This is a genomic window from Mesorhizobium sp. 43Arga (genome assembly GCF_053714255.1).
The window spans coordinates 1-24,606 of the sequence record NZ_JBSKBO010000025.1; the positions used below are offsets into that span (position 1 = coordinate 1).

Here is a 24,606-nt window from a genome sequence, read left to right on the forward strand (position 1 = left end):
TCCTTCAGGCCGCCGACATCGACAAAGTCCCCATTAGCCACCGCATCAAGAAATGCGCTTGGAATGACGACTATCTCATCCAGGCAATCGCTCATATGCGATAGCCCTGCCCTCAAGGGGGAGATCAAACTCCTCCCTTGGCCCAGCGCTCGCGGCTTTATCGGCTGGCCCGTATCGGCTAAGGGCAGGGCCAGAGAAATTTGCCCGTCCGGACCTTTCCATGACCGCCAAGACCAAGCCAAAACCCCTCTTCCTCGGCATCGACACCGGCGGCACCTATACCGATGCCGTGCTGTGGTCCGAGACCGAAGGCCCACAGCAGGGGCCGAACAAGGGCAAGGTGCTGGCCAAGGCCAAGGCGCTGACCACCAGGCATGATCTCGCCGTCGGCATTTCCGGCGCGGTCGACGCGGTGCTCGAAAAGGCCGGTACCGATCCGGCAGCGATCAAACTGGTTTCGATGTCGACGACGCTAGCCACCAATGCGCTGGTCGAGGGCCAGGGTGGCCGCGTCGCGCTGGTCATGATCGGCTTTTCCGAAGCCGACCTCGCCCGCGACGGGCTGAAGACCGCGCTCGGCACCGATCCGGTGGTGTTTTGCCCAGGCGGCCACGATGTCCACGGCAATGCCGCCAAGCTTGATCTGTCCGGGCTGGAAGAGGCCCTGCCGGAACTCGGCGCCTCGGTGTCCGGCTTTGCCATCTGCGCCTATTTCGCCACCCGCAACCCTGCACATGAGATCGCCGCCCGCGAGCTGATCCGCGACAAGACCGGCCTGCCGGTCACCGCGAGCCACGAACTCTCGGCCAAGCTCGGCGGCCCGCGCCGGGCGCTGACGACGCTGCTCAACGCCAGGCTAATTTCGATGATCGACCGGCTGGTGGCCGCAACCGAAGGGTTTCTGGAAGCCCGCAATATCGTTGCCCCGCTGATGGTGGTGCGCGGCGACGGCGCGCTGGTCTCGGCGGCGTTCGCCCGCCAGCGGCCGATCGAGACCATCCTGTCCGGTCCGGCGGCCAGCCTGGTCGGCGCCCGCCACATGACCGGGCTCGACAATGCCGTGGTCTCCGACATTGGCGGCACCACCACCGACGTCGCCGTGCTCGACCAAGGCCGTCCGCGGCTTGATCCCGAGGGCGCCACCGTCGGCGGCTTCCGCACCATGGTCGAGGCGGTCGCCATGCGCACTTTCGGCCTTGGCGGCGATTCCGAAGTGGCGCTGGAGGATGGCGCGCTCAATCCAAAAATCCTGCTTGGGCCGCGCCGCCTGGTGCCGCTGGCGCTGGCCGGCCTGGCGCATGGCGACGCCGTCAAATCGGAGCTCGAACGCCAGCTGCGCGCGCCCAATCCCGGCCGCATGGATGGCCGCTTCGCGCTGCGTACCGGCGTGCCGGACAGGCTTGCCGCCGGGCTGACCGCTCCCGAAGCGCGGCTCTACGAGGCGATCGGCGCGACCCCGCTTGCCCTCGACAGGCTGCTGACGTCGAATGCCCAGAACGCCACCTTGAACCGGCTGGTCTCGCGCGGGCTCGTGCATATCTCAGGCTTCACCCCGTCGGACGCAGCACACGTGATGGGCAAGCAGGACAATTGGGATGCCGCCACCGCCCGCCTCGGCGCCGAGCTGTTCGCCCGCAAGCGCGATGGCCGCGGCCAACCCATCGCCGCGTCGCCGGAAGTGATCTCGGAGCGCGTGCTGGTGACGCTGACGCGCTGGTCGGCCGAATACATCCTCGAAACCGCCTTTGCCGAGGACGGGCTCGATGGCGCCGCGACGGTGGCGCACGCGCTGGTGCAGCGCGCCGTCGACGCCCATCCCGGCATCGCCCGGCTGAGTGTCGCGCTCGACCGCCCGGTCATCGGCCTCGGCGCTTCCGCGCCGCTGCACTATGCCGGCCTGGCGCCGCTGGTCGGCAATGACTGCGTGGTGCCCGAAGATACCGATGTCGCCAACGCGCTCGGCGCCGTCGTCGGCCAGGTCAGGGTCTCGGCCGAGGCGCGGGTCAGCCAGCCCAGGGAAGGGCTGTTCCGGCTTGCCTCGGGTGAGACGGTGCGTGATTTCCTTGACGAGGCGGCGGCGATCGCCGCCGCCGAGGCCGATGTGCGGGCCATCGTCGCCGAGCGCGCCCGGGACGCCGGCACCGACAGCGCCGAGATCGACGTCGCGACCGAGTTCAAGGTTTCCACGATCGAAGCCCAGCGCATGTTCATCGAGGCGCATGTGGTGGCGGTGGCCTCGGGACGGCCAAGGATCGCGGTGTAAGCACCTTCCTTCTCCCCGTTTCACGGGGAGAAGGTGCCCGAAAGGCGGATGGAGGGCAGCGCCAACGGAATGCAGTTTCACTGTGCCGCCCGTTCGGCCAACGTAGCGCCGCCCCTCATCTGGCTGCCGCCATCTTCTCCCCGTGGAACGGGGAGAAGGACGCAGCGCCGCCAACCTTGCCTAAACGTCCCCTTCACCTTAAGCCGAATTGACCCTGCAACCCCAACATGCCAAACGCCCCGCAAAGCCTTTCATCTGGAGTAGCCTGATGACCGATCGCATCGAGATCGCCGGATTGCGGATTGCCCGCGAGCTGCATGATTTTGTGGCTGGCGAGGCCCTGCCCGGTACCGGCATCGCCGCCGATGCGTTCTGGAGCGGTTTTTCGGCCATCGTCCACGACCTCGCGCCGAAGAACCGGGCGCTGCTCAAAAAACGCGACGCCATGCAGGAAAAGCTCGACGGCTGGTATCGCGACAATGGCGCGCCGGTCGACATGGAGGCTTACAGGGGCTTCCTGAAAGAGATCGGCTATCTCGTCCCCGAGGGGCCGGCCTTCAGCGTGTCGACCGAAAATGTCGATCCCGAAATCGCCGTCGTTGCCGGGCCGCAGCTGGTCGTGCCGGTGATGAATGCGCGCTATGCGCTCAATGCCGCCAATGCGCGCTGGGGCTCGCTCTACGACGCGCTCTACGGCACCGATGCCATTCCCGAGACCGGCGGCGCGGAAAAGGGCAAAGGCTTCAACCCGGCGCGCGGCGCCAAAGTCATCGCCTGGGCCAAGGATTTTCTCGACCAGTCGGTGCCGCTCACCTCGGGCAAATGGGCTGGGGTGAACGGACTGTCGGTGGCGCATGGCGCGCTGAAGCTCGGCGAAGGCGCCGGCACCACCACGCTCGCCGACCCAAAGCAGTTCGCCGGCTATCGCGGCGATGCCGAGAATCCGGAAGCCGTGCTGCTGGTCAAGAACGGCCTGCACATCGAGATCGTCATCGACCGCGCCAACCAGATCGGCCGCACCGATCCGGCCGGCATTGCCGATGTCATCCTGGAATCGGCGCTGACCACCATCCAGGACTGCGAGGATTCGGTTGCGGCGGTGGATGCGCAGGACAAGGTCGTCGTCTACCGCAACTGGCTCGGCCTGATGAAGGGCGACCTTGCCGAAGAGATCGTCAAGGGCGGCAAGAGCTTTGTCCGCAAGCTCAATCCGGACCGCGCCTACACGGCGCCCGCCGGCGGCCAGATCACCTTGCCCGGCCGCTCGCTGATGCTGGTCAGGAATGTCGGCCACCTCATGACCAATCCGGCGATCCTGGACCGCGACGGCAGCGAAGTGCCGGAAGGCGTCATGGACGCCGCGCTGACGGCGCTGATCGCGCTGCACGATGTCGGACCCACGGGCCGCCGCGCCAATTCCCGCGCTGGGTCTATGTATGTCGTGAAGCCCAAGATGCACGGGCCGGAGGAAGTCGCCTTCGCCGTCGAGATCTTCGACCGCGTCGAGGCGCTGCTCGGCATGGCGAAAAATACCATCAAGATGGGCATCATGGACGAGGAGCGGCGCACCACCGTCAACCTCAAGGAGGCGATCCGCGCCGCGCGCGAACGCGTGGTGTTCATCAACACCGGCTTCCTCGACCGTACCGGCGACGAGATCCACACCTCGATGGAAGCCGGCCCGATGATCCGCAAGGGCGATATGAAGCAGGCCGCCTGGATTTCCGCCTATGAGGCGTGGAATGTCGACACCGGGCTCGAATGCGGGCTGGCCGGCCACGCCCAGATCGGCAAGGGCATGTGGGCGATGCCGGATCTGATGGCGGCGATGCTGGAACAGAAGATCGCCCATCCCAAGGCTGGCGCCAACACCGCCTGGGTGCCGTCGCCGACGGCCGCGACCCTGCACGCCACGCACTATCACAAGGTCGACGTGCATGCCGTGCAGGCGGCGCTGAAGAGCCGGCCGAAGGCCAGGCTCGACGACATCTTGTCGGTGCCGGTCGCCGTGCGGCCGAACTGGACGCCCGACGAGATCCAGCGCGAACTCGACAACAATTCGCAAGGCATTCTCGGCTATGTCGTGCGCTGGATCGACCAGGGCGTCGGCTGCTCCAAAGTGCCCGACATCAACGATGTCGGCCTGATGGAAGACCGCGCCACGCTGCGCATCTCCTCGCAGCACATCGCCAACTGGCTGCGCCACAAGGTCTGCTCGGAGATACAGGTGCGCGATTCCCTGCAGCGCATGGCGGCCATCGTCGACCGCCAGAATGTCGGCGACCCGCTCTACCGGCCGATGGCGCCGGACTTCGACACCTCCATCGCCTTCCAGGCCGCCTGCGATCTGGTGTTCAAGGGAACCAGCCAACCCAACGGCTATACCGAGCCGGTGCTGCACGCGCGGCGGCTGCAGCTGAAGGGACAGGGCTGAGGCGCCGACCTCCCCCTCCCCCAGATCTCGAAACCATCAGACCGCCGATCACATAAATGGGATGTCGAGGTGATCGGAGATCGGCTTCAGGCACCTTGACTGCGAGCTATCTACCTACTAGTTGGTAGGTAGATGAAAACGAGAGATCCCCATCATGCCTGGACAAATGAATGATCAGAGCCCGTCATCGAACGGTTGGCTCAAAAGCTACTATTATCTGCGGTTTGCAGTATCGGCAGCCTGGGTCGCGGCGGCTTTCACCGTCGCGAAAAGCAGTCCGCCGCTCGCTGCCGTCATGCTGGTTGCCTACCCTGCATGGGATGCGCTCGCGAATTACGTCGACGCCCGGCGCACCGGCGGGCTCGGCCGCAACAAGTCGCAATTGCTGAACTTCGCCGTCAGCATCGTCGCCGCGATTGCGGTCGCCATCGCGCTCGGTCACAGCATGAACGCGGTGCTCTCGGTCTACGGCGTCTGGGCCGCTGTCTCCGGCACCTTTCAGCTCCTGACCGCGGCGCGGCGCTGGAAAACCAACGGTGCGCAATGGCCGATGATCCTGAGCGGCGCCCAATCGGCCCTGGCAGGTCTCTTCTTCGTCAAGATGGCCGGCGGCACGGAGATCATTGGCATCGCCAATGTTGCGCCCTATGCCGCGTTCGGCGCCTTCTACTTCCTCGTGTCCGCTCTATGGCTGTCGGTCAGCGACGTCCTTCGCAAGTCGCCGCGGGTCGCAAGCTAGGCAATTCCAGGAAGTGCGAACGGTTGGGCTTGGCGACTTCGCCGTGCCTCGGTCCGGAATTCAAAACAAAAGGCTTGGAGAGCGGGTCATCGTTTGCGTGAAAACGGCGACCCGCTAAGTATGGAGGAGCCCTCCGCCGGAGCAAGTCATGAGCAAGCCTTCGAACACCGCAGATGAGATCCTGGCCGCCGCGCGAAGCTTCATCGTCGCCGGCGGCTACAATGGCTTCAGCTACGCCGATATCGCCGAAGTGATCGGCATCCGCAAAGCCAGCATCCATCACCATTTCCCCAGCAAGGTCGACCTCGTGCAGACCTTGCTCAAGCGCTACCTCGAGGATGCCGTCACGGGCATGGGAGGGCTCGAGCGCGATGTCCCCGAGCCGCCGGAGTTGCTTCGAGCCTATGCCGGCATCTGGGCCCGATGCATCGAGGACGCCAGCATACCCTTCTGCGTCTGCGCACTGCTTGCCAGCGAGCTGCCGGCGCTCCCGCCGGAGGTTGCCGTGGAAGTCCGGGCGTATTTCCGGTTTCTCTCGGGATGGCTGACTGGCGTCATCGAGCGCGGCGCCGAAAAAGGCACGCTGGCAATTTCCGCTTCGCCACGCGTTGAGGCCGAGGCTTTCATGGCGACCGTGCATGGCGCAATGCTTTCCGCGCGCGCCTATGGCGATGTCTTGACCTTCGGCATGATCCTGACGCCGACGTTGCAGAAGATGATCCCCGCGACCGGTTGATCCGGGCAAATGCGGAACGGCCTGCAGAGACGGACCTGGCGTGGTTGCAAATGCCCTTCGCTTTAGATCCTTGTTTTCATGCATGTCGTCTTCCCAAAACCGAGGTCAGTTTGGGCGACATCCTTCACGCCGCCTGCGCCACGCGCTCCGAACTCATGCGATAGGAGATCGCCTCGGCGAGATGGATGCGGCCGACGGTTTCGCTGGCGTCCAGATCGGCCAGTGTTCTCGCGACTTTCAGCACGCGGTGGTAGGCCCGCGCCGAGAAGGCGAGCTTTTCGCTGGCGTCCTTGAGCAGCGACAGGCCGGCTGCGTCGGGCATGGCGATGTCTTCGATGACCGCCGGCGCGCAATGGGCGTTGGTGGTGACGCTGGTCACGCCGAGCCGTTCGAAACGCTCGCGCTGCAGGGTGCGGGCGCGTGCCACGCGCAACGCCACATCAGCACTTTTCTCCGCCCGGTCGGGCCTTATCAGGTCGCTGGCCGAGACCGCCGGCACTTCGATCCGCAGGTCAATGCGGTCGAGCAGCGGACCGGAAATACGTGCTTGATAATCGGTGCGGCAGCGCTCGCCGCGCAGGCAGCGATAGCCAGGCTCGCCGGCCATGCCGCAGCGGCACGGGTTCATCGCCGCCACCAGCTGGATGCGCGCCGGATAGGTGACGCGGTGGTTGGCGCGCGCGATCATGCAGTCGCCGGTCTCCAGCGGCTGGCGCAGCGCATCGAGCGTCTGCGGCGTGAATTCGGGGAATTCGTCGAGGAACAGCACGCCGTGATGCGCCATCGAGACCTCACCGGGCCGTGCGCGCAATCCGCCGCCGACCATCGCCGCCATCGAGGCCGAATGATGCGGGGCGCGGAACGGCCGCCGGTCGGTCAGCTTGCCTTCGCCGAGTTCGCCCGCCACCGAGGCGATCATCGAGACTTCGAGCAATTCCTTCGGCGCCAGCGGCGGCAGGATCGATGGCAGCCGCTGCGCCAGCATCGATTTTCCCGATCCGGGCGGGCCGACCATCAAGAGATTGTGGCCGCCGGCGGCCGCCACTTCCAGCGCCCGCTTGGCGGTCTCCTGGCCCTTGATGTCGGCAAGGTCGGGCAGATCGCGCGCCGCGGCGTGGATGCCGGCCTCCGGCCGCGACAGCACCTGCGTGCCGCGAAAATGGTTGGCGATGGCGATCAGGCTGCGCGGCGCCAGAATGTCGAAATCCTTGCCGGCCCACGCCGCTTCAGGCCCGCAGGCGAACGGGCAGATCAGCCCCTTGCCCTCGGCATTGGCGCCGATCGCCGCCGGCAAGGCACCGGCGACGGCGGCGATGGTGCCGTCGAGCGAGAGTTCGCCAAGCACGACATAGCCGGCCAGCATGTCGCCTGGAATGGCGCCAAGGGCCGCCATCAGGCCAAGCGCGATCGGCAGATCGTAGTGGCTGCCTTCCTTGGGCAGGTCGGCCGGCGCCAGATTGACCGTCACCTTCTTCGACGGCATCGACAGGCCCGACGCGTGGAGCGCGGCCTGCACCCGCTCGCGGCTTTCGGCCACCGCCTTGTCGGGCAGGCCGACGATCTGCATGCCAACCTTGCCGGGAGCGATCATCACCTGCACGTCGACCGGCACGGCCTCGATGCCCTGGAAAGCGACCGTGCGAACCCGCGCCACCATTTTCCCACCCCGGATATGGGCCACAACCCATGCGATCGGCCTAGAATGTGGCCCCCGCAGGAGACAATCACAGATTGCCGGTCAAATCAAGAACATTACGGGAACAAGGCAATCGCTCTGGTTGCAGCCGGATTGAGCCCGGTTGAAAAGGCGGAACATGGTTAATACGAACTGAAAAACGGCTTACTTCCGCTTCCCCTCGACCGCGTCCCAGAACAGGCTGGCGATGTCGGCGCCGCCGAAGCGCTGCACCTCGCGCACGCCGGTTGGCGAGGTGACGTTGATCTCGGTCATGTAGTCGCCGATGACGTCGATGCCGACCAGGATGAAGCCGCGTTCCCTGAGCGACGGCCCGATGCGGGCGCAGATCTCGCGCTCACGCTCCGTCAGTTCGGTCTTCTCGGCGCGGCCGCCGACATGCATGTTGGAGCGCGAATCATGCTCGGCCGGCACGCGGTTGATGGCGCCGACCGGCTCTCCGTCGATCAGGATGATGCGCTTGTCACCCTTGCGCACGTCCTTGAGGTAGCGCTGCACGATATAGGGCTCGCGGAACAGCTGGCCGAACATTTCCAAGAGCGAGGCGAGGTTGCGGTCGGCCTCGTGCAGATGGAAGATGCCGGCGCCGCCATTGCCGTAGAGCGGCTTGACGATGATGTCGCCGAACTCCTTGCGGAAGGCGGCGACTTCTTGGCTGTCCTTGGTGATCAGCGTGTCCGGCATCAGGTCGGCAAACTCGGTGACGAAGATCTTTTCCGGGCTGTTGCGCACCCAGGCCGGGTCGTTGACCACCAGCGTCTTCGGATGGATGCGCTCGAGGATATGCGTGGTGGTGATGTAGTTCATGTCGAAGGGCGGATCCTGGCGCAGCAGGACGACGTCCATCTCCGAAAGGTCGGTACGCACCTTCTCGCCCAGCGAGTAGTGGCTGCCCTTCTCGTCGCGCACCTGCATCTCCTCGATGCGCGCAAACACCTTGCCGTCGCGCAGCGACAGCCGGTCGGGCGTGTAGTGGAACAACTGATGGCCGCGCCGCTGTGCTTCCAGCGACAGCGCGAACGAGGTGTCGCCGGCGATCGACACGGTGGAGATGTGGTCCATCTGGACGGCGATTTTCAACTTCATGGCGGGTCCCCAGCGCAGTCGACGAGAGCGATATAAGGGTCGCCGCGCCTTCTGCCAATCGCGACATCTGAAGAATGGCGACAGCAGGACGCAACCCCGCCAGCCCGATCGCGACAAGGCTAGCGGCCGTGTCATCGTTTTCTTAAGCCTTGCCGTACAAGAATAGGCCTCGAATGCCCCAACGGCAGGCGCCGGATGGGGGTCCTCGATGGAACAACGACCATGAACGCGCTCACCGCCATCCGCGCCGCCGCGACCAAACAGCTTGAACTCACCATCCTGATGCCGTGCCTCAACGAGGCCGAGACGCTGGCCGTTTGCATCGGCAAGGCCAGGGCCTTCCTCGACAAGGCCGGAATCCTGGGTGAGGTGTTGGTCGCAGACAACGGCAGCACCGATGGCTCGCAGGAGATCGCGACCCAGGGCGGCGCCCGTGTCGTGCCGGTGGCGCAGAAGGGCTATGGCGCGGCACTTCTGGGCGGCATCGCCGCCGCTAGGGGGCGCTTCATCATCATGGGCGATGCCGACGACAGCTACGATTTCGGCGCGCTGGATGCCTTCATGACGCGCCTGCGCGACGGCGCCGACCTGGTCATGGGCAATCGCTTCCAGGGCGGCATAGAGAGCGGCGCCATGCCGCCGCTGCATCGCTATCTCGGCAATCCGGTGCTGAGCTTCGTCGGCCGCCTGTTCTTCCGCATCAAGACCGGCGACTTCCATTGCGGCCTGCGCGGCTTCAACGCCGAGAGCATCCGCAAGCTCGATTTGCAGACGACCGGCATGGAATTCGCCAGCGAAATGGTGGTGCGCAGCGCGCTTGCCGGTCTGCGCATCGAGGAAGTGCCGACCACGCTCAAGCCCGACGGCCGCAGCCGGCCGCCGCATCTCAGGACCTGGCGTGACGGCTGGCGGCATCTCAAATTCCTGCTCGTTTACAATCCGCGCTGGATGTTCTTCATCCCGGGCGCGGCGCTGTGCGGCCTGGGCACGCTGTTCGCGGCCCTGCTGGTGTTTGGGCCGCTGCGGGTGATCGACAATCTTTCGCTCGATCTCAACACTTTCGTCGCCGCCTGCTTCATGATCATCACCGGCATCCAGCTCATCACCTTCGGCGCCATATCGCGATACTATGCCGAGATCACCGGCATCCTGCCGCGCAGCCGCGGGTCCGACTGGCTGACCAGGACCATCAGCACCGACCGTCTTGCCGCCAATGCCGGCATCTGTTTTGCCGGCGGCGTCCTGTTCTTCGGCTATGCGGTGCTGCGCTGGGCGCATCTTGGCTTCGGTCCGCTGAACGATTCCGAAATCCCGCGCATCGTCGTGCTGGGCCTGAGCCTGATTGTCATTTCGTTCCAGGCCTTCTTCTCGGCATTCCTGCTCGGTGTCCTGGAAATCCCGGTCAAGCGGCTGAAAGCCGGCCAGCCCGGCGGATCAGGCGAAGCCGCCGCGACTGCTGAAAAATGAGCCGGCTTCTACGAAAATTCGCCGCCATACGGCTTGTCCGGTTTGTCGTCGTAGGCATTGGCGCGGCGCTGCTGTTATTCATACTGTCATGGGCCTTGGTTTCGGCCGGCTTGCCGCCATTCGTCGGAAGCGTCATCGCCTATATGCTGGCCTTCGTCGTGGCATATTCGGCACAGCGCGGCTGGACGTTCGAGGGGCGGCACGACCACGCCCATGCGTTTCCACGCTATCTCGTCACCCAGCTGGTCTGCGCAGGGTTTGCAGGCCTGTCCGCCCATGTCGCAGTGTCGATATTCTCCGCCTCGCCGCTGATCATGTCTGCCATGATCACGGTCGCCGCAAGCGCCGCGAGCTATGTGCTCTCATCGGTCTGGGTATTTCGCGACGATCGAAGAGCCACGTGAAGGCATTCGACGGCGGCTCGCCGAAGCGATGCCCGTCCCGCAGCTCATCCCAATGACAGCCCCCGTGGTTTAAGGTTTGCGCAGTGAGTTCGCGATAACGTCCGTCACGAAGAAAGCGCCCAGAGGCCGTCCCGTGACTCCTGCCGATACCATCATCTCCGCCGAGGCCACGCCACGTCCGTCCCGGCGCAACGACCTTGCGCTCGTGCTCGTCGCGACGCTGGTGATGGTTGCCGTCAGCGCTCTCAGCGGATTCCGCGACCTGACCGACGCCGGCGGCGACAATGACAATCTGCTGCGTCTGGTCGAGGTTCGCGACATGCTGGCCGGCCAGGGCTGGTTCGACCTGCATCAGTACCGGATGGGTCTTGAAGGCGGCTTCGTCATGCACTGGTCGCGGCTGGTCGACGCGCCGCTAGCCGCCATCATTCTGGCGGCCTCGGCGCTGACCGGCAGCGTGGCCAGGGCCGAGACTATCGCCGAGGTGCTCTGGCCGGCGCTGCTCTTCTCCCTCGCCTTGCTCTTTACCGCCCGCGCGGCGCGCAGTTTTGCCGGTGCCGCCGCCGTGCTGCCGGCCGTCGTCATCGGCGCCGCGGCGCTGCACTTCATCGGCATCTTTTCGCCCGGCTCGCTCGATCATCACAATGTTCAGCTGACGCTGACCATGGCCTGCCTGAGCCTGCTGCTCGATGCGCCCGTGCAGCGCTGGGCGGCGCTGTTCGCGGGCCTGTGCGCGGCGCTGATGCTGGCCGTCGGCATGGAAACGGCGCCCTATGTCGCCACCATCGGCGCGTGCATCGCCCTGCTGTTTGTCGCCGACCCCAGCGGTGAGCGGCGGATCGCCAGGGATTTCGGCCTTGGCTTTGCCGGCGTTTCGGGGCTGGTCTTCGTCACCACCATCGCCCCATCGGCGTGGGGCCAGCCGCAATGCGATGCTTTCTCGACAGTGCAGTTCGTGGTGGCCGCGCTCGCCGGATGCGGCCTTGCCGCCGTGGCTTCGCTCGACATGGCCAACGCCACGCTCGGCCGGCGTCTCGTGGCGCTCGGCCTGCTTGCCGCGATGCTGGGCGCTGTCGTGGTGTCGCTTTTCCCGCAATGCCTGGCAGCCCCCTATGCGAATCTCGATCCACGCCTCAGGGAACTATGGCTCGATAACATCGAAGAGGCGCAGTCGCTGTACAAGCTCGTCATCTACAACCAGGTCGCGGTGGTGGAGCGTTTTGCCACGCCGCTGCTGGCGATCCTGCTGATTGCGCTTGGCCTCGGCCGAGGCGGCTCGCGGCGGCAGGACAGCCTCGTTGGCGCGCTGCTGGTGGTGGCGTTCCTCGTCAGTGCCTGGCAAGTGCGCGGCTCGACCTTCTCCATTGCCTTGGCGGTGATCCCGCTTTGCGCCTGGATCGCCAAATGGCGGCAGCGGGCCGAAGCCAGCCCCTCGCGCGGCTCTACACTTAGGATGGCCGCGGCCTGGCTGGTCTCGATCAACGCACTCTGGGCGTGCGCAGCCGTGGCTGCGTCAAGCGCCTTCGAAACCGGTGCGGCCGTCAAGGGCGCCAGTGTCAATGGGACCTGCCAAGGCAAGGCCGCGTTCGCAGCGCTCAGCCAGCTGCCGGACACCACCGTGCTCGCCATTTCCAATCTTGGCTCGCCCATCCTGGCCTATTCCGGACATCGTGTGTTCGCCGGGCCGTATCATCGCAACGTCGCGGGAAACCTGCTTGCGCTCGATACCTTCCTCGGATCGGCCGCCGATGCCAGGTCAGTGGTCGAAAGCCACCATGTCGGGCTTGTCGCGCTCTGCCGCGGCAACCCGGAAACCCGCCTGCTCGTCGGCAGGGCGCCGGACGGCTTTCTGGCCGGGCTGACGCATGGCAACGTTCCGGACTGGCTGGAGCCGGTGGCGGCGACAAATGGAGCCCAGCTTGAGCTCTATCGCGTCAAGCTCGGCGGCTGAAAATCCGCGCGAAAACAAAGCTTGACGCTGGTTTAGCCGGCTTCCCAAAGTCATCCGGCTTTCTGCCGCGGCAAGATCGCCGGTGAAAACCGGATTCCGTTCTCCAGATCATGTCCCGGCCGCGAAAAATCGATTTTCGAGATACGTTTCCTAAAGGGTTTGCTGGCAGTCTCCGACATAAATTCCGACGTCAAAAACAGGGACACCGATGCAAACTCCGTTTGGCACCGGTCAGGCAAACAGGGAGAGCACGGATCTGGCCTTCACCGATCCGTTGACCGGGCTTGGCAACCATCGCCGCTTCTTCGACAAGGTCGATCGCCTGATCAGCGACCGCGCCGACGATCCCGCGCCCTTCACCGTCGGCATTCTCGACCTCGACGGCTTCAAGCCGATCAACGATCTGTTCGGCCACAAGGCCGGCGACGACATCCTGATCCAGGTCGCCATGCGGCTGCGCGCCTCGATGGACGGCCATTCCACGGTCTGCCGTATCGGCGCCGACGAATTCGCCTTCCTCTATCCGCTGGTGTTCTCCGAGGAAGCGGCGGCGGAAAAATCCCGCATGCTGATCGAGATCCTGTCGGCGCCCTACGATGTCGGCGAGCGCACCGCCAGGCTGTCGGCCTCGGTCGGCTCTTCGCTGTTCTATTCCGGAGACGAAACCACCGAGATCCTCATCAGCAAGGCCGAGACGGCGCTCTACCACGCCAAGCGTTCCGGCCGCGGCCGCGTCGTCGTCTACACCCGCGAAATGGAAGAGGCGGCCAAACGCGTCACCCGCATCGAGCAGGCGCTGCGCCGCGCCGTCTCGGCCGGCGAGGTGGAACCGCATTTCCAGCCGATCGTCGACCTCACCACGCGCCGCACCATCGGCTTCGAGACGCTGGCGCGCTGGACCGATCGTGACCTCGGTGCCGTGCCGCCGACGGTCTTCATCCCTATCGCCGAGGAGCGCGGCATCATCGGCCCGCTGTCGCAGTTGGTGCTGCGCAAGGCGACCGAGGCGGCGAGGAGCTGGCCGAGCGATCTGTTCCTGTCATTCAACCTGTCGCCCTCGCAGCTCGTCGACCAGAACACCGGCCTGCACATATTGGCGATCCTCGACCGCACCGGCTTCGATCCGCGCCGCCTGGAGATCGAGATCACCGAAACCGGCCTGATGAACGACCCGGCCTCGGCCGCGCAGATCGTCGAGGATCTGCGCCGCGTCGGCATCCGCGTCTCGCTCGACGATTTCGGCACCGGCCAGTCCTCGCTCGGCCGCCTGCGCGAATTCCATTTCGACAAGCTCAAGATCGATCGCGCCTTCGTCTCCTCCATTCTCGACGACCGTCCGTCCGAACACATCATCCGCGCCATTCTCGCCATGTGCGAAGGGCTTGGCATGGATGTGGTCGCCGAAGGCATCGAAGAGGAAGCCCAGGCCGATCGCCTGGTCCAGTTCGGCTGCGCCGGCGGGCAGGGCTATCTCTTCGGCAAGCCGGTCGATGCCGACGCCACGCTCGGCTATCTCCGCGATTCCTTTCGCGGCGCGCTCCGCGCCAAGGCAATCTGACCGGCGACTTCGACGCAATCAGCATTCCGCCGATGTCGCGGCGCGCATCCAGTGCGGCGCATTGTCGTTTTGTCGGACATAAGCCCGAAAATCCGACGCTTCGCCCTTGCCCGCGCGACTTGCGTGGCTAGGATGCGCGCCGTTCATGCCTACAGCGCCGCGCGTCCCTTGGAGACGCGCAAAGGACACTGTAGCAACTTGTATTTGCGCATGATCCCTATCCGAAAATCGATCCGATTTTCGGGGTCATGCGCTGGGAGAGAAGAATATGATGCCATCGGCGGATTTTGCCGACCTCAAGGGAGCCTCGGTGCTGATCACCGGGGGCGGTTCCGGGATCGGCGCCGCGCTGACCGAGGGTTTTGTGCGCCAGGGCGCCAATGTCGCCTTCATCGACATCGCCGAGGGTCCGAGCACGCTGCTTGCCGACCGCATCGAGAAGGAATTCGGCCGCCGGCCGCTCTACCTCAAGACCGACCTGCGTGACATCGAGGCGTTGCGGGCCTCGGCGTCCAGGGCGGCGGAGGCACATGGCGATGTCACCGTGCTGATCAACAATGCAGCATGGGACGAGCGGCACGCCGTCGAGGACGTGACGGTGGAGTTCTGGGACAACAACCAGGCGATCAACCTCAGGCCACATTTCTTCACCGCCCAGGCGGTGGCGCCAGGCATGAAGCGGGCCGGCGGCGGCTCGATCATCAACTTCACCTCGACATCCTACCTCATCAACCATCCCGACATGCCGGCCTACACCGCCGCCAAGGCGGGCATCCTCGGCCTCACCAAAGGGCTGGCCGGCAAGCTCGGGCCTGACCGCATCCGCGTCAACGCCGTCGCGCCCGGCTGGGTGATCACCGAACGGCAGCAGGAACGCTGGGTGACCGAAGGCGCGCTGGCAGCCCATGTCGCCAAGCAGTGCATCAAGGAGGTCATGCGCCCGGACGACATGGTCGGCACGGTGCTGTTCCTGGCCTCGGATGCCTCGCGCATGCTGACCGCGCAGATGCTCGTTGTCGACGGAGGTTTTCTGTGAGCCCAGAATTTGCCAGCAACATGCCGGCGGTAGCCGCGTTTGATTGGGGCACGACCCGGCTTCGCGCATGGCTGATCGACGGCAATGGCAAGGTGCTTGCCGAGCGCCGCGGCGATGACGGCCTGATCACCGCACGCGAAAAGGGGTTCTCCAACGTGCTGGAAGGCCATTTGGCCGCCATGGGCGCGCCTGAAGGGCTGCCCGTCATCATCTGCGGCATGGCCGGCTCTCGGCAGGGCTGGATCGAGGCACCCTATGTGACCGTGCCGGCGCCGATCGGCGCCATCCTGCGCGGCGCAGCCCCCATCCAGGGCGAACGCCGCGACATCCGCATCGTGCCGGGCCTCGCCCAGCGCCTGGCCGATGCGCCCGATGTCATGCGCGGCGAGGAAACACAGTTAGCCGGGGCCGGTTTGCCGGCAAAGGGGAGGCATCTCGCCTGCATGCCCGGCACCCATTCGAAATGGGTGCTGGTGGAGGATGGCGCGGTTGCCGGCTTCGGCACATGGCCGACCGGCGAATTGTTTTCGGTGCTCGCCGCCCACTCCATCCTCAAGCATTCGCTGGGCGAGCATCCGGCTCCGGTTGCTGCGGACAGCCCATACTTCCGGGAATGGTGCGAACGTGCGCTTGGCGAGGGCGGCGACGTCACCTCGAAGCTGTTTGCCATCCGCGCCGCCGGGCTCTTGCAGGACCTGAAGTCGGAAGATGCGGCGGCCTGTCTGTCAGGGCTTTTGATCGGCGGCGAGATCGCCTCGGCGAAGCGCCGCTATGGCGCAGGCGATGCGCCGGTCGTGCTGATTGCCTCGGGTACGCTGGCTGTGCTCTACCAGGCCGCACTCGACCTTGCAGGGCTTGCCGTCCGCACCGTCGACGCTGATGAAGCGGTGCGCGCCGGCCTCATCGAAGCTGCGCGCGAAAACGGCATGATCGCCAGAACCGGAGCCTTGGCATGACCGAGACCGCAGCCTTTCCAAAACTCAAGCGCGGGCTGGTCGCCATCCTGCGTGGCCTGAAACCCGCCGAGGCGATTGCCATGGGACAGGCGCTGTTCGATGCCGGCATCGAGGCGATCGAAGTGCCGCTCAACTCGCCCCAGCCATTCTCGTCGATCGCCAGGATTGTCCAAGTGCTGCCGAAGTCGGCCCTGATCGGCGCCGGCACGGTGCTGACGGCGGCCGATGTCGACGGCTTGCACCAAGCCGGCGGGCGGCTGCTGGTCAGCCCCAACATTGATGCCGAGGTGATGGCGCGCGCCATGCACTACGGCATGGTCACCATGCCCGGCGTGTTCACGCCGACGGAAGCCTTCCAGGCGATCCGGCTCGGCGCTTCGGCCTTGAAATTCTTTCCGGCGAGCGCGCTCGGCGCATCAGGCATTTCCGCCATCCGGGCGGTGCTGCCGGCACAGACCCTGATCGGCGCCGTCGGCGGCGTTTCGGAGAAGGACTTTGCCGGCTACAAGGCGGTTGGCGTCACGGTCTTCGGGCTGGGCTCCAGCCTGTTCAAGCCGGGCATGAGCGTTGACGACGTCGCCGCGCGTGCGCACGCCGCCGTTGCGGCCTGGGATGCGGTGTTCGGAGAATCATGATGAGCGCGGTTTCGGTTTTTTCCGATCACATCTGCCAGCTCGGCGAAGGCCCGAGCTACGATCCGGCCACCGATGCGCTGTTCTGGTTCGATATCGTCAACAGCCAGCTTCTGGAAAAGTCGCTCACCGGCGCGCTGAAAATCCACGAGCTTGGCCAGATGGCCAGCGCCATCGCCATCATCGACGACCAGCGCCAGCTGATCGCCACCGAGACCGGGCTTTTTGTCCGCGATGTCGCGACCGGCACGATGACGCTGCATACGCCCATCGAAGCCGACAATCCGCTGACGCGTTCGAACGATTCCCGCGTCCATCCCTGCGGTGCCTTTTGGGTCGGCACGATGGCCAAGGACGAGAGCAAGGGTGCGGGCTCGATCTACTGGTTCTCCAGGGGCGAGCTGCGCCGCCTGTTTTCGGACATCACCGTGTCGAACTCGATCTGCTTTTCGCAGGACGGGACGATCGCCTATTACACCGACACCTCGACCGGGCTCTTGATGCGCGTCGCCTGCGATCCGGTGACCGGCCTGCCGGTTGGCGAACCGAAAGTGTTCGTCGACCATCGCTCCTCAAAGGGCTACGTCGACGGCTCCGTCGTCGACCGCGATGGCGTGCTGTGGAATGCCGTCTGGGGCGGCGCGGCGGTGAAGGCCTATTCGCCCGATGGCACATTGTTGCGCGAAATTCCCATGCCGGTGACACAGGCGTCCTGCCCGGCCTTTGTCGGCGCCAAGGCCGACCGGCTGGCAGTGACCTCGGCCTGGAAGGGCAAGGACGACAAGCAGCGCAAGCTCGACCCGCAGGCGGGCATGACCTTCCTCATCGACATTCCTGTCAATGGCCGGTTCGAACCGCGCGTGCTGATCGCCTGAACAGGAGCGGCGGATGATTGTTTTTGCCGGGCGTTGTCACGCAACCGCCCGGCGCGGTCGGTTTCGCGAAAGCCGATGACAGGCGCCGTGCGATGGTAATGCTATCGTTTGGACGCGACGCGCTCCAATCCATCGCACCGCTGGAATCCCGCCCCATCATGTCAAAGCACAAGCCGAAGCTGATCCTTGTCTACGAGCCGGAAAAGGCTTGCTCCGACCGTTTGATCGCCGATGGCTTCCCGCCGCAGCGCGCCACCGAGATCTCGTCCTACCTGGCCCAGTCGACGGATATCGCCCCCGAATTCGCCGCACTCGCCGCCGCCTGCGAGGCGCGGGGTCTCGCCTTTGCGCCGGTGGCGCTCGACGATGCCGCAGAAGCGCTGAAGGGTGAGGACGTGCAGAGCACGCTGGTCTGGACGCTCACCGACGGCATCGCCTATTTCCGCGGCGGCGCGGCCCCTGCGCTGGCCCGGCTCAAGGGGCTGCGGACGATCGGCGCCGACGATTCGCTGTTCGCGCTCTGCCAGGACAAGTTCCGCTCCGGCGCCGTGCTTGGCGCGCTCGGCTTGCCGGCGCCGCAGGCTGGCCTTGCCCGCGATGGCAAATGGTTGGTCGAGCCGCCGGCCTCCGCCGCCGGCTGGTTCGTCAAGCCCAACCGGCTCGGCGCCAAGATCGGCATCTGGCCGGATTCCCGGTGCCATGAGCTGGGCCATGCGCTGGAGCTTAGCCGGCGCATCTTTGCCGCCTATCGCGACGATGTCGTCGTCCAGCCCTATGTCGCCGGTCGCAACGTCCGCGCCAGCTTTCTCGGGCTGACGCCGCAAACCGGTGTCGAGGCGCTCGGCATCGCCTTTGTGGATTCCGGCGCGGATTTCCAGACCATGGCGGACAGTATGGCGCTCTACGGCGAAACCGGCGAGGCAGCGAAGGCGGCAGGACTCTATGCCGAACCGGAGCTCGTCGCCGTCGCCGACGTCCAGCCGGTCGCCGACGCCAGGATCAGGGCGATCGCCGGGCGGCTGATCGGCGGGCTCGGCCTGCGCGACGTGTTCTCCATCGACTTCCGCGTCGAGGCCGACGACACGGTTCACTTGATCGAGTTCGAGGTCTGCCCGGGCCTGCCCTGCTTCGATTTCCGCGCCTATTGTCGCCAGCAATGGGGTCTGGAGCTTGCCGACGCCATGGCCGAGACGGCGGCGAGCCGGCTGACCGGGTAATATTCGGCGCGGAAGTTTGACGGTCGCTTGGGTTGATGGACCCGCATGCCTTGGCGATTTAGCGGAGACATCAATCACTTCGTCATCCTGGGGCGTAGCAAGGAGCGAAGCGACGCGGCGAAGACCCCAGGATCCATGCCGGGACTCGGAAGCGCCGCTGCGGTGCAGAATCTGCTCCGCTGCGCCCTTCGGCCAAGGTCACGGAATGGATCCCAGTGTCTCCGCGACGCCGCTGCGCGGCTGCTCCGCCCTGGGATGACGACGTCGGGGAGGCTTCGGTGGTCTATTCGGACTCGGAGGTCGATTGCCGGATGGACCGTGCGCCGGCCATGTATCTGGCGTTGTCGAACGGCTCCGGCCGGTTGTCGGCCAGGCTCCACAGCTGGCGGTCGGTGCCTGGCAGATCGCCGAGATAGACATGCAGGGCGCCGGAGCGGGCACTGCCGGTATTGGCGACCGAGTGGATGGTGTTGGCAGACATGTGCACCAGCGCGGGCGCTGAAAAATCCTGCCGCTCCGGCTCGTCGACCCTCTCGCCGGCGAGTGGGTAGATGAAATTGGTCTCGCCGCCCCAATAGATGCCGATCAGGGCGTCCATCAGATGGTTATGCGGCGGATACTGCACCCCGGGCGAAAGCGTGATGTGGTAGATCGTCAGCTCCGGGCTGGCATGCAGCAAGAGCTCGTCGTCATCCTCCTCGTGAACCAGTCCGCCGAGCGCATGGAAGCGGTTGGTATAATCCCTCAAGACGGCCTTGACCGCATCGAAGGGATTGGCGCCAGCCGCCGCGTTGACGATATCCTTGATGGCGGGGTAGAGAGGGGAGTCGGCGGATAGAGGCATGCCACAGCTCCTGACTGAGATGCTCAGGGAGCATAACTAAGATGGCCAGCTCTCGTCAATGCCGGTGCAAAGCGAGAGAAGCATGAAGTCGACAAAAACCACGCGATCGAAATCGGGCACGCCCCCAGGAGGGACGCCGGCGCTTTCGACCGCGGATCTGCTGCGCAGCGAACAGGCCTACGAACAGCTGAAGAGCGATATCGTCGCTTGCGTCCTGTCGCCCGGTGAAGCCCTGACCGAAAAGCAGATCGAGGCGCGCTACGGCATCAAGAAGGCGACAATCCGCTCCGCACTTGCCCGGCTCATGCAGGAAGGGCTGGTCAGGAGCGAGCCGCGCCGCGGCTATGTCATCACCACGCTGACCCTACGCGACGTCAACGAGATCTTCGACGTGCGTGGACTGGTCGAGCCGGAAGTGTTCAGGGTCGCCACGGCAGGCATTACCGAGCGCGGGCTGGAGGAAATCAGGCTGGCGGCGAGAAAGGTGCTGAAGCCCGAGACGCTGCGCAGCCCTGTCGCGTTCCTGGCGGCCGACCGTGCCTTTCGCCTGGCGATCGCCGAGCTTTCCGGCAATCTGCGGCTGGCACAGCTGCTCAGCCAGATCCTCGACCAGTCGGAACGGGCGCTCCATCTCGGCTTCAAGTCGCGCGATTTCATGCCGCTGATCATCGAACAGCAAAAGCAATTGCTGCACGCCTGCGAAAAGAGCGATGTTCCCGGCATCGTGAAACTTGCCCGCGCGCAATGCCTTGCCATCAAGCACCAGCTGGTCGGAGCCCTGCTTGGCGGGGCCAAGCTGCGGGACGTCAACCTGCAGGACTTCGTCTGAAGCAATTGGGGGAAAAGCGCGGAGCGCCTTCCCTTGGGAATTGCTTCAAAGGGGCCCCTGTCAGGCCGGGATAGGCTTCAGGCCCCTTCGACCAGCACGATCTCGCCGTCGGCGACCTTCTGGCGGATGGCAACCGCACGCTGATATTCCGGCGAGTGGTAGCAGTCATGTGCGACCGCTAGCGATTCGAATTCGATGATGACGTTACGGGCACGGCCAGGTCCTTCGGCCAGCTCATGTGCTCCGCCGCGCGCCAGGAATTTCGCGCCAAAACGGTCGAAAGCGAGCTTCGAGGCGGCGATATACTCCTTGTAGCCTTCGGCATCGCGCACATCGACGCGGGCGATCCAGTATCCCTTGGGCATTGTTCTCTCCCTTATTTTATGCAGAGCGCATTTCGTCGAGGATCGCCTGCGCTGCCGCGCGGCGGTCGTTTGCGGCGACGATCGGGCGGGCCACCACGAGATGGCTGGCGCCGTTGCGGATCGCCTGCGCCGGCGTCACCACACGTTTCTGGTCGCCATGGTCGCTGCCGGCCGGACGGATGCCTGGCGTCACCACCGCCATGTCTGGTCCAACGATGCGGCGCACCGCTTCGGCTTCCGCCGCCGAGCAGACGATGCCGCCCATGCCGGCATGCAGAGCCTGTTCCGAGCGCCGCAGCACCAGCGTGTGCGGGTCATATTCATAGCCGACATCGATCATGTCCTGCTCGTCCATCGAGGTCAGCACGCTGACGGCGAGCAGGCAAAGGTCGCTGCCCCTGGCCGCTTCCACCGCCGCACGCATCGCCTTGGGATAGGCGTGGATGGTCAGCATGGTCATGCCCATCTTGACGATGTTCTCGACGCCCTTGGCCACCGTGTGGTCGATGTCGAGCAGCTTCATGTCGAGGAAGATCTTGGTGCCGCCGCTGGCCAGCTCCCTGGCGAAGTCGAGCCCGCCGGCGAAGGCCAGCTGATAGCCGATCTTGTAGAAGGAGACGACGCCGTCGAGTTCGCGCACCGCCTGTTCGGCTTCCCGCACGGTCGGCACGTCGAGGCCGACGATCAGTCTTTCCTGGATGGATTTGGCCTGCATGGGTTTGGCCTGCATGGTCGCGGCGGTCACGCCTCGATCCGGGTCGACAGCATGCGCGAGGTTTCGATCAGCGTGCGGCATAGATGCTCCATCGATCTGTACAGTCTTTCGTCACGGAAATTGCCGCCTTCGTCGAAGGCGCCGCCGCCGTCCGGCACCGAGCATTCCGGTGTCACTACTTGCATCTGGCAGCGTACCAGCACGGCGCGCAGATGGTTGATGCAGCGTATGCCGGCAAAATGGCCGTTGGAGGACGAACAAAGCCCGACGACCTTGCCGGCAAGCGGCCTGACCGATCGGCCGCCATCGCGGCGCACCCGGCTCACCCAGTCGATCGTGTTCTTGAGCAGCGGCGGAATCGAGCCATTATACTCAGGCGTGGCGATCAGCAGTCCGTCATGGGCTGAAATCAGACGGCTGAGTCTGACGGCGTTTTCAGGAACGCCTCTATCCTTCTCCAGATCCTCGTCGAGGATAGGCAAGGCATAGTCGATGAGCGAAATGCGGGTCGCCTCGGCGCCTTGCATCGCAAGTACCTTCTGCGCCACATCGGCGGTCCGGCCGCTATAGGCACCGCTGCGCACTGAGCCGGCGAAGACGAGGATTTTCGGGATCACGGACATTGCTTCGCAAAGGGTGTAGGCAGTGGGGAATAGGCAGTAGGAGATGAGCAGTTCCTGACTATTCCCTACTGCCTTATCCCTCCCTTCGGTAGATCCACAGCTGCGTCGGCGGGATGTTGCGGAAGATGAAATCGAAATGCTTGACCGTATAGTCGCCGCGGCCGGCCGGGATCGGCGACATCGGGCCATAGGTCAGCTGCACGATCGGACGGCCCGCCGGGATGCGGTCGAGCAGGCTCTCTATATAGGCGATGCGCTGGGCAACCGGGAAATTGAGCAGCGGCACGCCGGACACGACGGAATCGAAGATCATCCCGCTCCTCTCGCCAAGCGTGGCGTTGAGGTTGAAGGCATCGCCCTCGATGACGTTGACGCCGGGATAGAGCTGGCGCAGATGGCGCACGAAATCGGTGTTGTATTCGACGGCATAGAGGTTTTCGGGCCGTACGCCCTGGGCGAGGATGGCGCGGGTGATGACGCCGGTGCCGGGACCGACCTCAAGCACCGGCAGGCCGGACCTGGGATTGACGATCGAGGCCATCTTGCGCGCGGTGATCGAACTGGTCGGAACGATCGAACCGACCGTCTTCGGCTTGTCGATCCAGCCCTTGAAGAATTTGAGTTCGTCGTCGAACTTCTCGGCAAGCGCCTTCCGCAGTCCGTGACCACGTGTCATGCAAGCTCTCCTCAAGGCTCCCCCGCAAAGCTACTTAACACCTGGTTGACGCAAGGCAAGGCGTTGCGAGACGCATGTCGTGGATAAGATAGATTTCGTCGCGTCTCAAGACCAGGCGCGGTTCATGCATTCCCGCGCCGTTCTTCACAATCAACGCTCGCCGAAAGACTCGAAAAAATCCTTCATGCGGGCAAAAAACCCGCTCGATTGGGGCGAATTGTCCTGCGAGGACAGCTGTTCGAACTCCTCCAGCAACTCGCGCTGGCGGCGCGACAGGTTCTGTGGCGTCTCGACAGCGGTCTGGATGTAGAGGTCGCCGACATTGGGCTGGCGCAGCACCGGCATGCCCTTGCCCTTGAGGCGGAACTGGCGGCCGTTCTGCGTGCCTTCGGGCACTTTCACCTTGGTCTGGCTGCCGTCCAGCGTCGTCACCTCGAAGGAACCGCCAAGGGCGGCCGTCGTCATCGAGATCGGCACCTTGCAATAGAGATCGGCACCGTCGCGCTGGAAGAATTCATGCGGCTTCACCGCCAGGAAAATATAGAGGTCGCCCGAAGGCCCGCCGCGCAGGCCGGCCTCGCCCTCATTGGCAAGGCGGATGCGGGTGCCGTCCTCGATGCCGGCCGGAATGTTGACCGATAGCGAGCGCTCCTCGGTGACGCGGCCCTGTCCGGCGCATTTCGGGCACGGATCCTTGATCGTCTGGCCGCGGCCCTGGCATTGCGGGCAAGTGCGCTCGATCGAGAAGAAGCCTTGTGTCGCCCGCACCTTGCCATGGCCATGGCACATCGAGCAGGTCACCGGCTGGGTGCCGGGCTTGGCGCCGCTGCCGGAGCATTCCGAGCAGGAGATCGAGGCCGGCACGCGGATCTGCGCGGTCTTTCCCGCGAAAGCCTCTTCCAGCGAGATTTCCATGTTGTAGCGCAGGTCGGCACCGCGCTCGCGGCCGCCCGACGAGCGGCGCTGGCGGCCACCCATCATGTCGCCGAAAATATCCTCGAAGATGTCGGCGAAACCGCCGGCGCCAAAGCCTTGCGCGCCGCCATTCATACCGCCTTGTTCGAAGGCGGCGTGGCCGAAACGGTCATAGGCCGCGCGCTTCTGCGGGTCCTTCAGCGTCTCGTAGGCTTCGTTGATTTCCTTGAACTTGTGCTCGCAGGAATGATCGCCGGGATTGCGGTCAGGATGGAACTGCATGGCGAGCTTGCGGAAAGCGCTCTTGAGCTCCTTCTCGTCGGCGCCCTTTTGCACGCCCAGCGTTTCGTAGAAATCAGCTTTCATTTTTTCCCGCTGTCCGGATGCTCAACGTCTTGATGCATTGTTGCGTCGTTTGCCGGCACGTCGCTTCGATTTAGGAGCGGTGCTGCCCGGATGCTAGGGCCGGCGCGAACTTGTCCGTGGTTTTCAATGATTTTTTCGGCAGGACCCGCACTTTTCTCAGCGAGGGTTGCAAAAAAGCCCGGCTTTACGCCGGGCTTTCCGCTTTATCTTGCCGTCAGGCGGC

At 64.9% G+C, this 24,606-nt stretch carries 22 protein-coding genes; 14 read left to right on the forward strand and 8 right to left on the reverse strand.

The features are described 5' to 3' along the window. Positions 1-220 precede the first annotated feature (220 nt). From ACWGS8_RS34130 to ACWGS8_RS34145, 4 genes are all read left to right on the forward strand, one after another. Entirely contained in the window at positions 221-2,263 is a 2,043-nt protein-coding gene (locus ACWGS8_RS34130) for a hydantoinase/oxoprolinase N-terminal domain-containing protein (RefSeq protein WP_454585042.1), read from the forward strand. Between the two features lie 268 nt (positions 2,264-2,531). Next, positions 2,532-4,697, forward strand: a complete 2,166-nt coding sequence (locus ACWGS8_RS34135) for a malate synthase G (RefSeq protein ID WP_454585043.1) — start codon at positions 2,532-2,534, stop codon at positions 4,695-4,697. 154 nt (positions 4,698-4,851) lie between these two features. After that, positions 4,852-5,436, forward strand: coding sequence for a DUF308 domain-containing protein (locus ACWGS8_RS34140; RefSeq protein ID WP_454585044.1), 585 nt, complete (start codon positions 4,852-4,854; stop codon positions 5,434-5,436). Between the two features lie 148 nt (positions 5,437-5,584). Then, positions 5,585-6,172, forward strand: coding sequence for a TetR/AcrR family transcriptional regulator (locus ACWGS8_RS34145; protein ID WP_454585045.1), 588 nt, complete (start codon positions 5,585-5,587; stop codon positions 6,170-6,172). A gap of 124 nt (positions 6,173-6,296) precedes the next feature. Here ACWGS8_RS34145 and ACWGS8_RS34150 read toward each other — a convergent pair whose 3' ends face one another. Together ACWGS8_RS34150 and gshB are read right to left on the reverse strand one after the other, a co-directional pair. Continuing rightward, positions 6,297-7,829 (reverse strand): YifB family Mg chelatase-like AAA ATPase, encoded by a 1,533-nt coding sequence (locus ACWGS8_RS34150; RefSeq protein ID WP_454585046.1) that lies wholly within the window; start codon positions 7,827-7,829, stop codon positions 6,297-6,299. A gap of 183 nt (positions 7,830-8,012) precedes the next feature. Next, positions 8,013-8,954, reverse strand: a complete 942-nt coding sequence (gene gshB / locus ACWGS8_RS34155; protein WP_038651019.1) for a glutathione synthase — start codon at positions 8,952-8,954, stop codon at positions 8,013-8,015. A 222-nt stretch (positions 8,955-9,176) separates the two neighbouring features. On the opposite strand from gshB, the gene ACWGS8_RS34160 reads away from it, so the two are divergent. The 9 genes from ACWGS8_RS34160 (at position 9,177) to ACWGS8_RS34200 (ending at position 19,050) form a co-directional block, all read left to right on the forward strand. Then, complete coding sequence (locus ACWGS8_RS34160; protein WP_454585047.1) at positions 9,177-10,421, forward strand: glycosyltransferase; 1,245 nt, start codon at positions 9,177-9,179, stop codon at positions 10,419-10,421. After that, positions 10,418-10,825 carry a GtrA family protein gene (locus ACWGS8_RS34165; protein ID WP_454585048.1) on the forward strand — a complete coding sequence of 136 codons (408 nt, stop codon included), beginning with the start codon at positions 10,418-10,420 and terminating at the stop codon, positions 10,823-10,825. The genes ACWGS8_RS34160 and ACWGS8_RS34165 overlap by 4 nt, the downstream gene beginning before the upstream one ends. Before the next feature lie 133 nt (positions 10,826-10,958). Next, positions 10,959-12,776, forward strand: coding sequence for a GtrA family protein (locus ACWGS8_RS34170; RefSeq protein WP_454585049.1), 1,818 nt, complete (start codon positions 10,959-10,961; stop codon positions 12,774-12,776). A gap of 208 nt (positions 12,777-12,984) precedes the next feature. Beyond that, on the forward strand, positions 12,985-14,334 hold the full coding sequence (locus ACWGS8_RS34175; protein ID WP_454585050.1) for a putative bifunctional diguanylate cyclase/phosphodiesterase: 1,350 nt from the start codon (positions 12,985-12,987) through the stop codon (positions 14,332-14,334). Positions 14,335-14,602: 268 nt separating this feature from the next. Further along, the gene (locus tag ACWGS8_RS34180) at positions 14,603-15,370 is read left to right on the forward strand and encodes an SDR family NAD(P)-dependent oxidoreductase (RefSeq protein ID WP_454585051.1); all 768 of its coding nucleotides are present in this window, start codon (positions 14,603-14,605) and stop codon (positions 15,368-15,370) included. Continuing rightward, positions 15,367-16,326: a 2-dehydro-3-deoxygalactonokinase gene (locus tag ACWGS8_RS34185; RefSeq protein WP_454585052.1), complete on the forward strand. Its 960-nt coding sequence runs from the start codon at positions 15,367-15,369 to the stop codon at positions 16,324-16,326. Before ACWGS8_RS34180 ends, ACWGS8_RS34185 begins: the two co-directional genes overlap by 4 nt. Continuing rightward, on the forward strand, positions 16,323-16,961 hold the full coding sequence (locus ACWGS8_RS34190) for a 2-dehydro-3-deoxy-6-phosphogalactonate aldolase (RefSeq protein ID WP_454585053.1): 639 nt from the start codon (positions 16,323-16,325) through the stop codon (positions 16,959-16,961). The genes ACWGS8_RS34185 and ACWGS8_RS34190 overlap by 4 nt, the downstream gene beginning before the upstream one ends. Next, positions 16,961-17,833: an SMP-30/gluconolactonase/LRE family protein gene (locus ACWGS8_RS34195; protein WP_454585054.1), complete on the forward strand. Its 873-nt coding sequence runs from the start codon at positions 16,961-16,963 to the stop codon at positions 17,831-17,833. The genes ACWGS8_RS34190 and ACWGS8_RS34195 overlap by 1 nt, the downstream gene beginning before the upstream one ends. A 158-nt stretch (positions 17,834-17,991) precedes the next feature. Beyond that, a complete protein-coding gene (locus tag ACWGS8_RS34200) occupies positions 17,992-19,050 on the forward strand; it encodes a D-alanine:D-lactate ligase-like protein (protein WP_454585055.1) in 1,059 nt (352 codons plus the stop codon). Positions 19,051-19,333: 283 nt separating this feature from the next. On the opposite strand, the gene ACWGS8_RS34205 is transcribed toward ACWGS8_RS34200, so the two are convergent. Next, complete coding sequence (locus ACWGS8_RS34205; RefSeq protein ID WP_454585056.1) at positions 19,334-19,894, reverse strand: autotransporter; 561 nt, start codon at positions 19,892-19,894, stop codon at positions 19,334-19,336. A gap of 82 nt (positions 19,895-19,976) precedes the next feature. Between ACWGS8_RS34205 and ACWGS8_RS34210 the strand changes: the two genes are divergently transcribed. After that, the gene (locus tag ACWGS8_RS34210) at positions 19,977-20,723 is read left to right on the forward strand and encodes a GntR family transcriptional regulator (protein WP_454585057.1); all 747 of its coding nucleotides are present in this window, start codon (positions 19,977-19,979) and stop codon (positions 20,721-20,723) included. A 77-nt stretch (positions 20,724-20,800) separates the two neighbouring features. Here ACWGS8_RS34210 and ACWGS8_RS34215 read toward each other — a convergent pair whose 3' ends face one another. The 5 genes from ACWGS8_RS34215 to dnaJ form a co-directional block, all read right to left on the reverse strand. Next, a complete protein-coding gene (locus ACWGS8_RS34215) occupies positions 20,801-21,088 on the reverse strand; it encodes a DUF1330 domain-containing protein (RefSeq protein WP_454585058.1) in 288 nt (95 codons plus the stop codon). 16 nt (positions 21,089-21,104) lie between these two features. Next, the gene (pyrF, locus tag ACWGS8_RS34220; RefSeq protein ID WP_454585063.1) at positions 21,105-21,818 is read right to left on the reverse strand and encodes an orotidine-5'-phosphate decarboxylase; all 714 of its coding nucleotides are present in this window, start codon (positions 21,816-21,818) and stop codon (positions 21,105-21,107) included. A gap of 11 nt (positions 21,819-21,829) precedes the next feature. Beyond that, positions 21,830-22,426: an NADPH-dependent FMN reductase gene (locus ACWGS8_RS34225; protein ID WP_454585059.1), complete on the reverse strand. Its 597-nt coding sequence runs from the start codon at positions 22,424-22,426 to the stop codon at positions 21,830-21,832. Positions 22,427-22,499: 73 nt separating this feature from the next. Then, the gene (gene pmtA / locus ACWGS8_RS34230) at positions 22,500-23,102 is read right to left on the reverse strand and encodes a phospholipid N-methyltransferase PmtA (RefSeq protein ID WP_019862365.1); all 603 of its coding nucleotides are present in this window, start codon (positions 23,100-23,102) and stop codon (positions 22,500-22,502) included. A 150-nt stretch (positions 23,103-23,252) separates the two neighbouring features. Continuing rightward, entirely contained in the window at positions 23,253-24,383 is a 1,131-nt protein-coding gene (dnaJ, locus tag ACWGS8_RS34235) for a molecular chaperone DnaJ (protein ID WP_454585060.1), read from the reverse strand. Between the last annotated feature and the right edge of the window lie 223 nt (positions 24,384-24,606).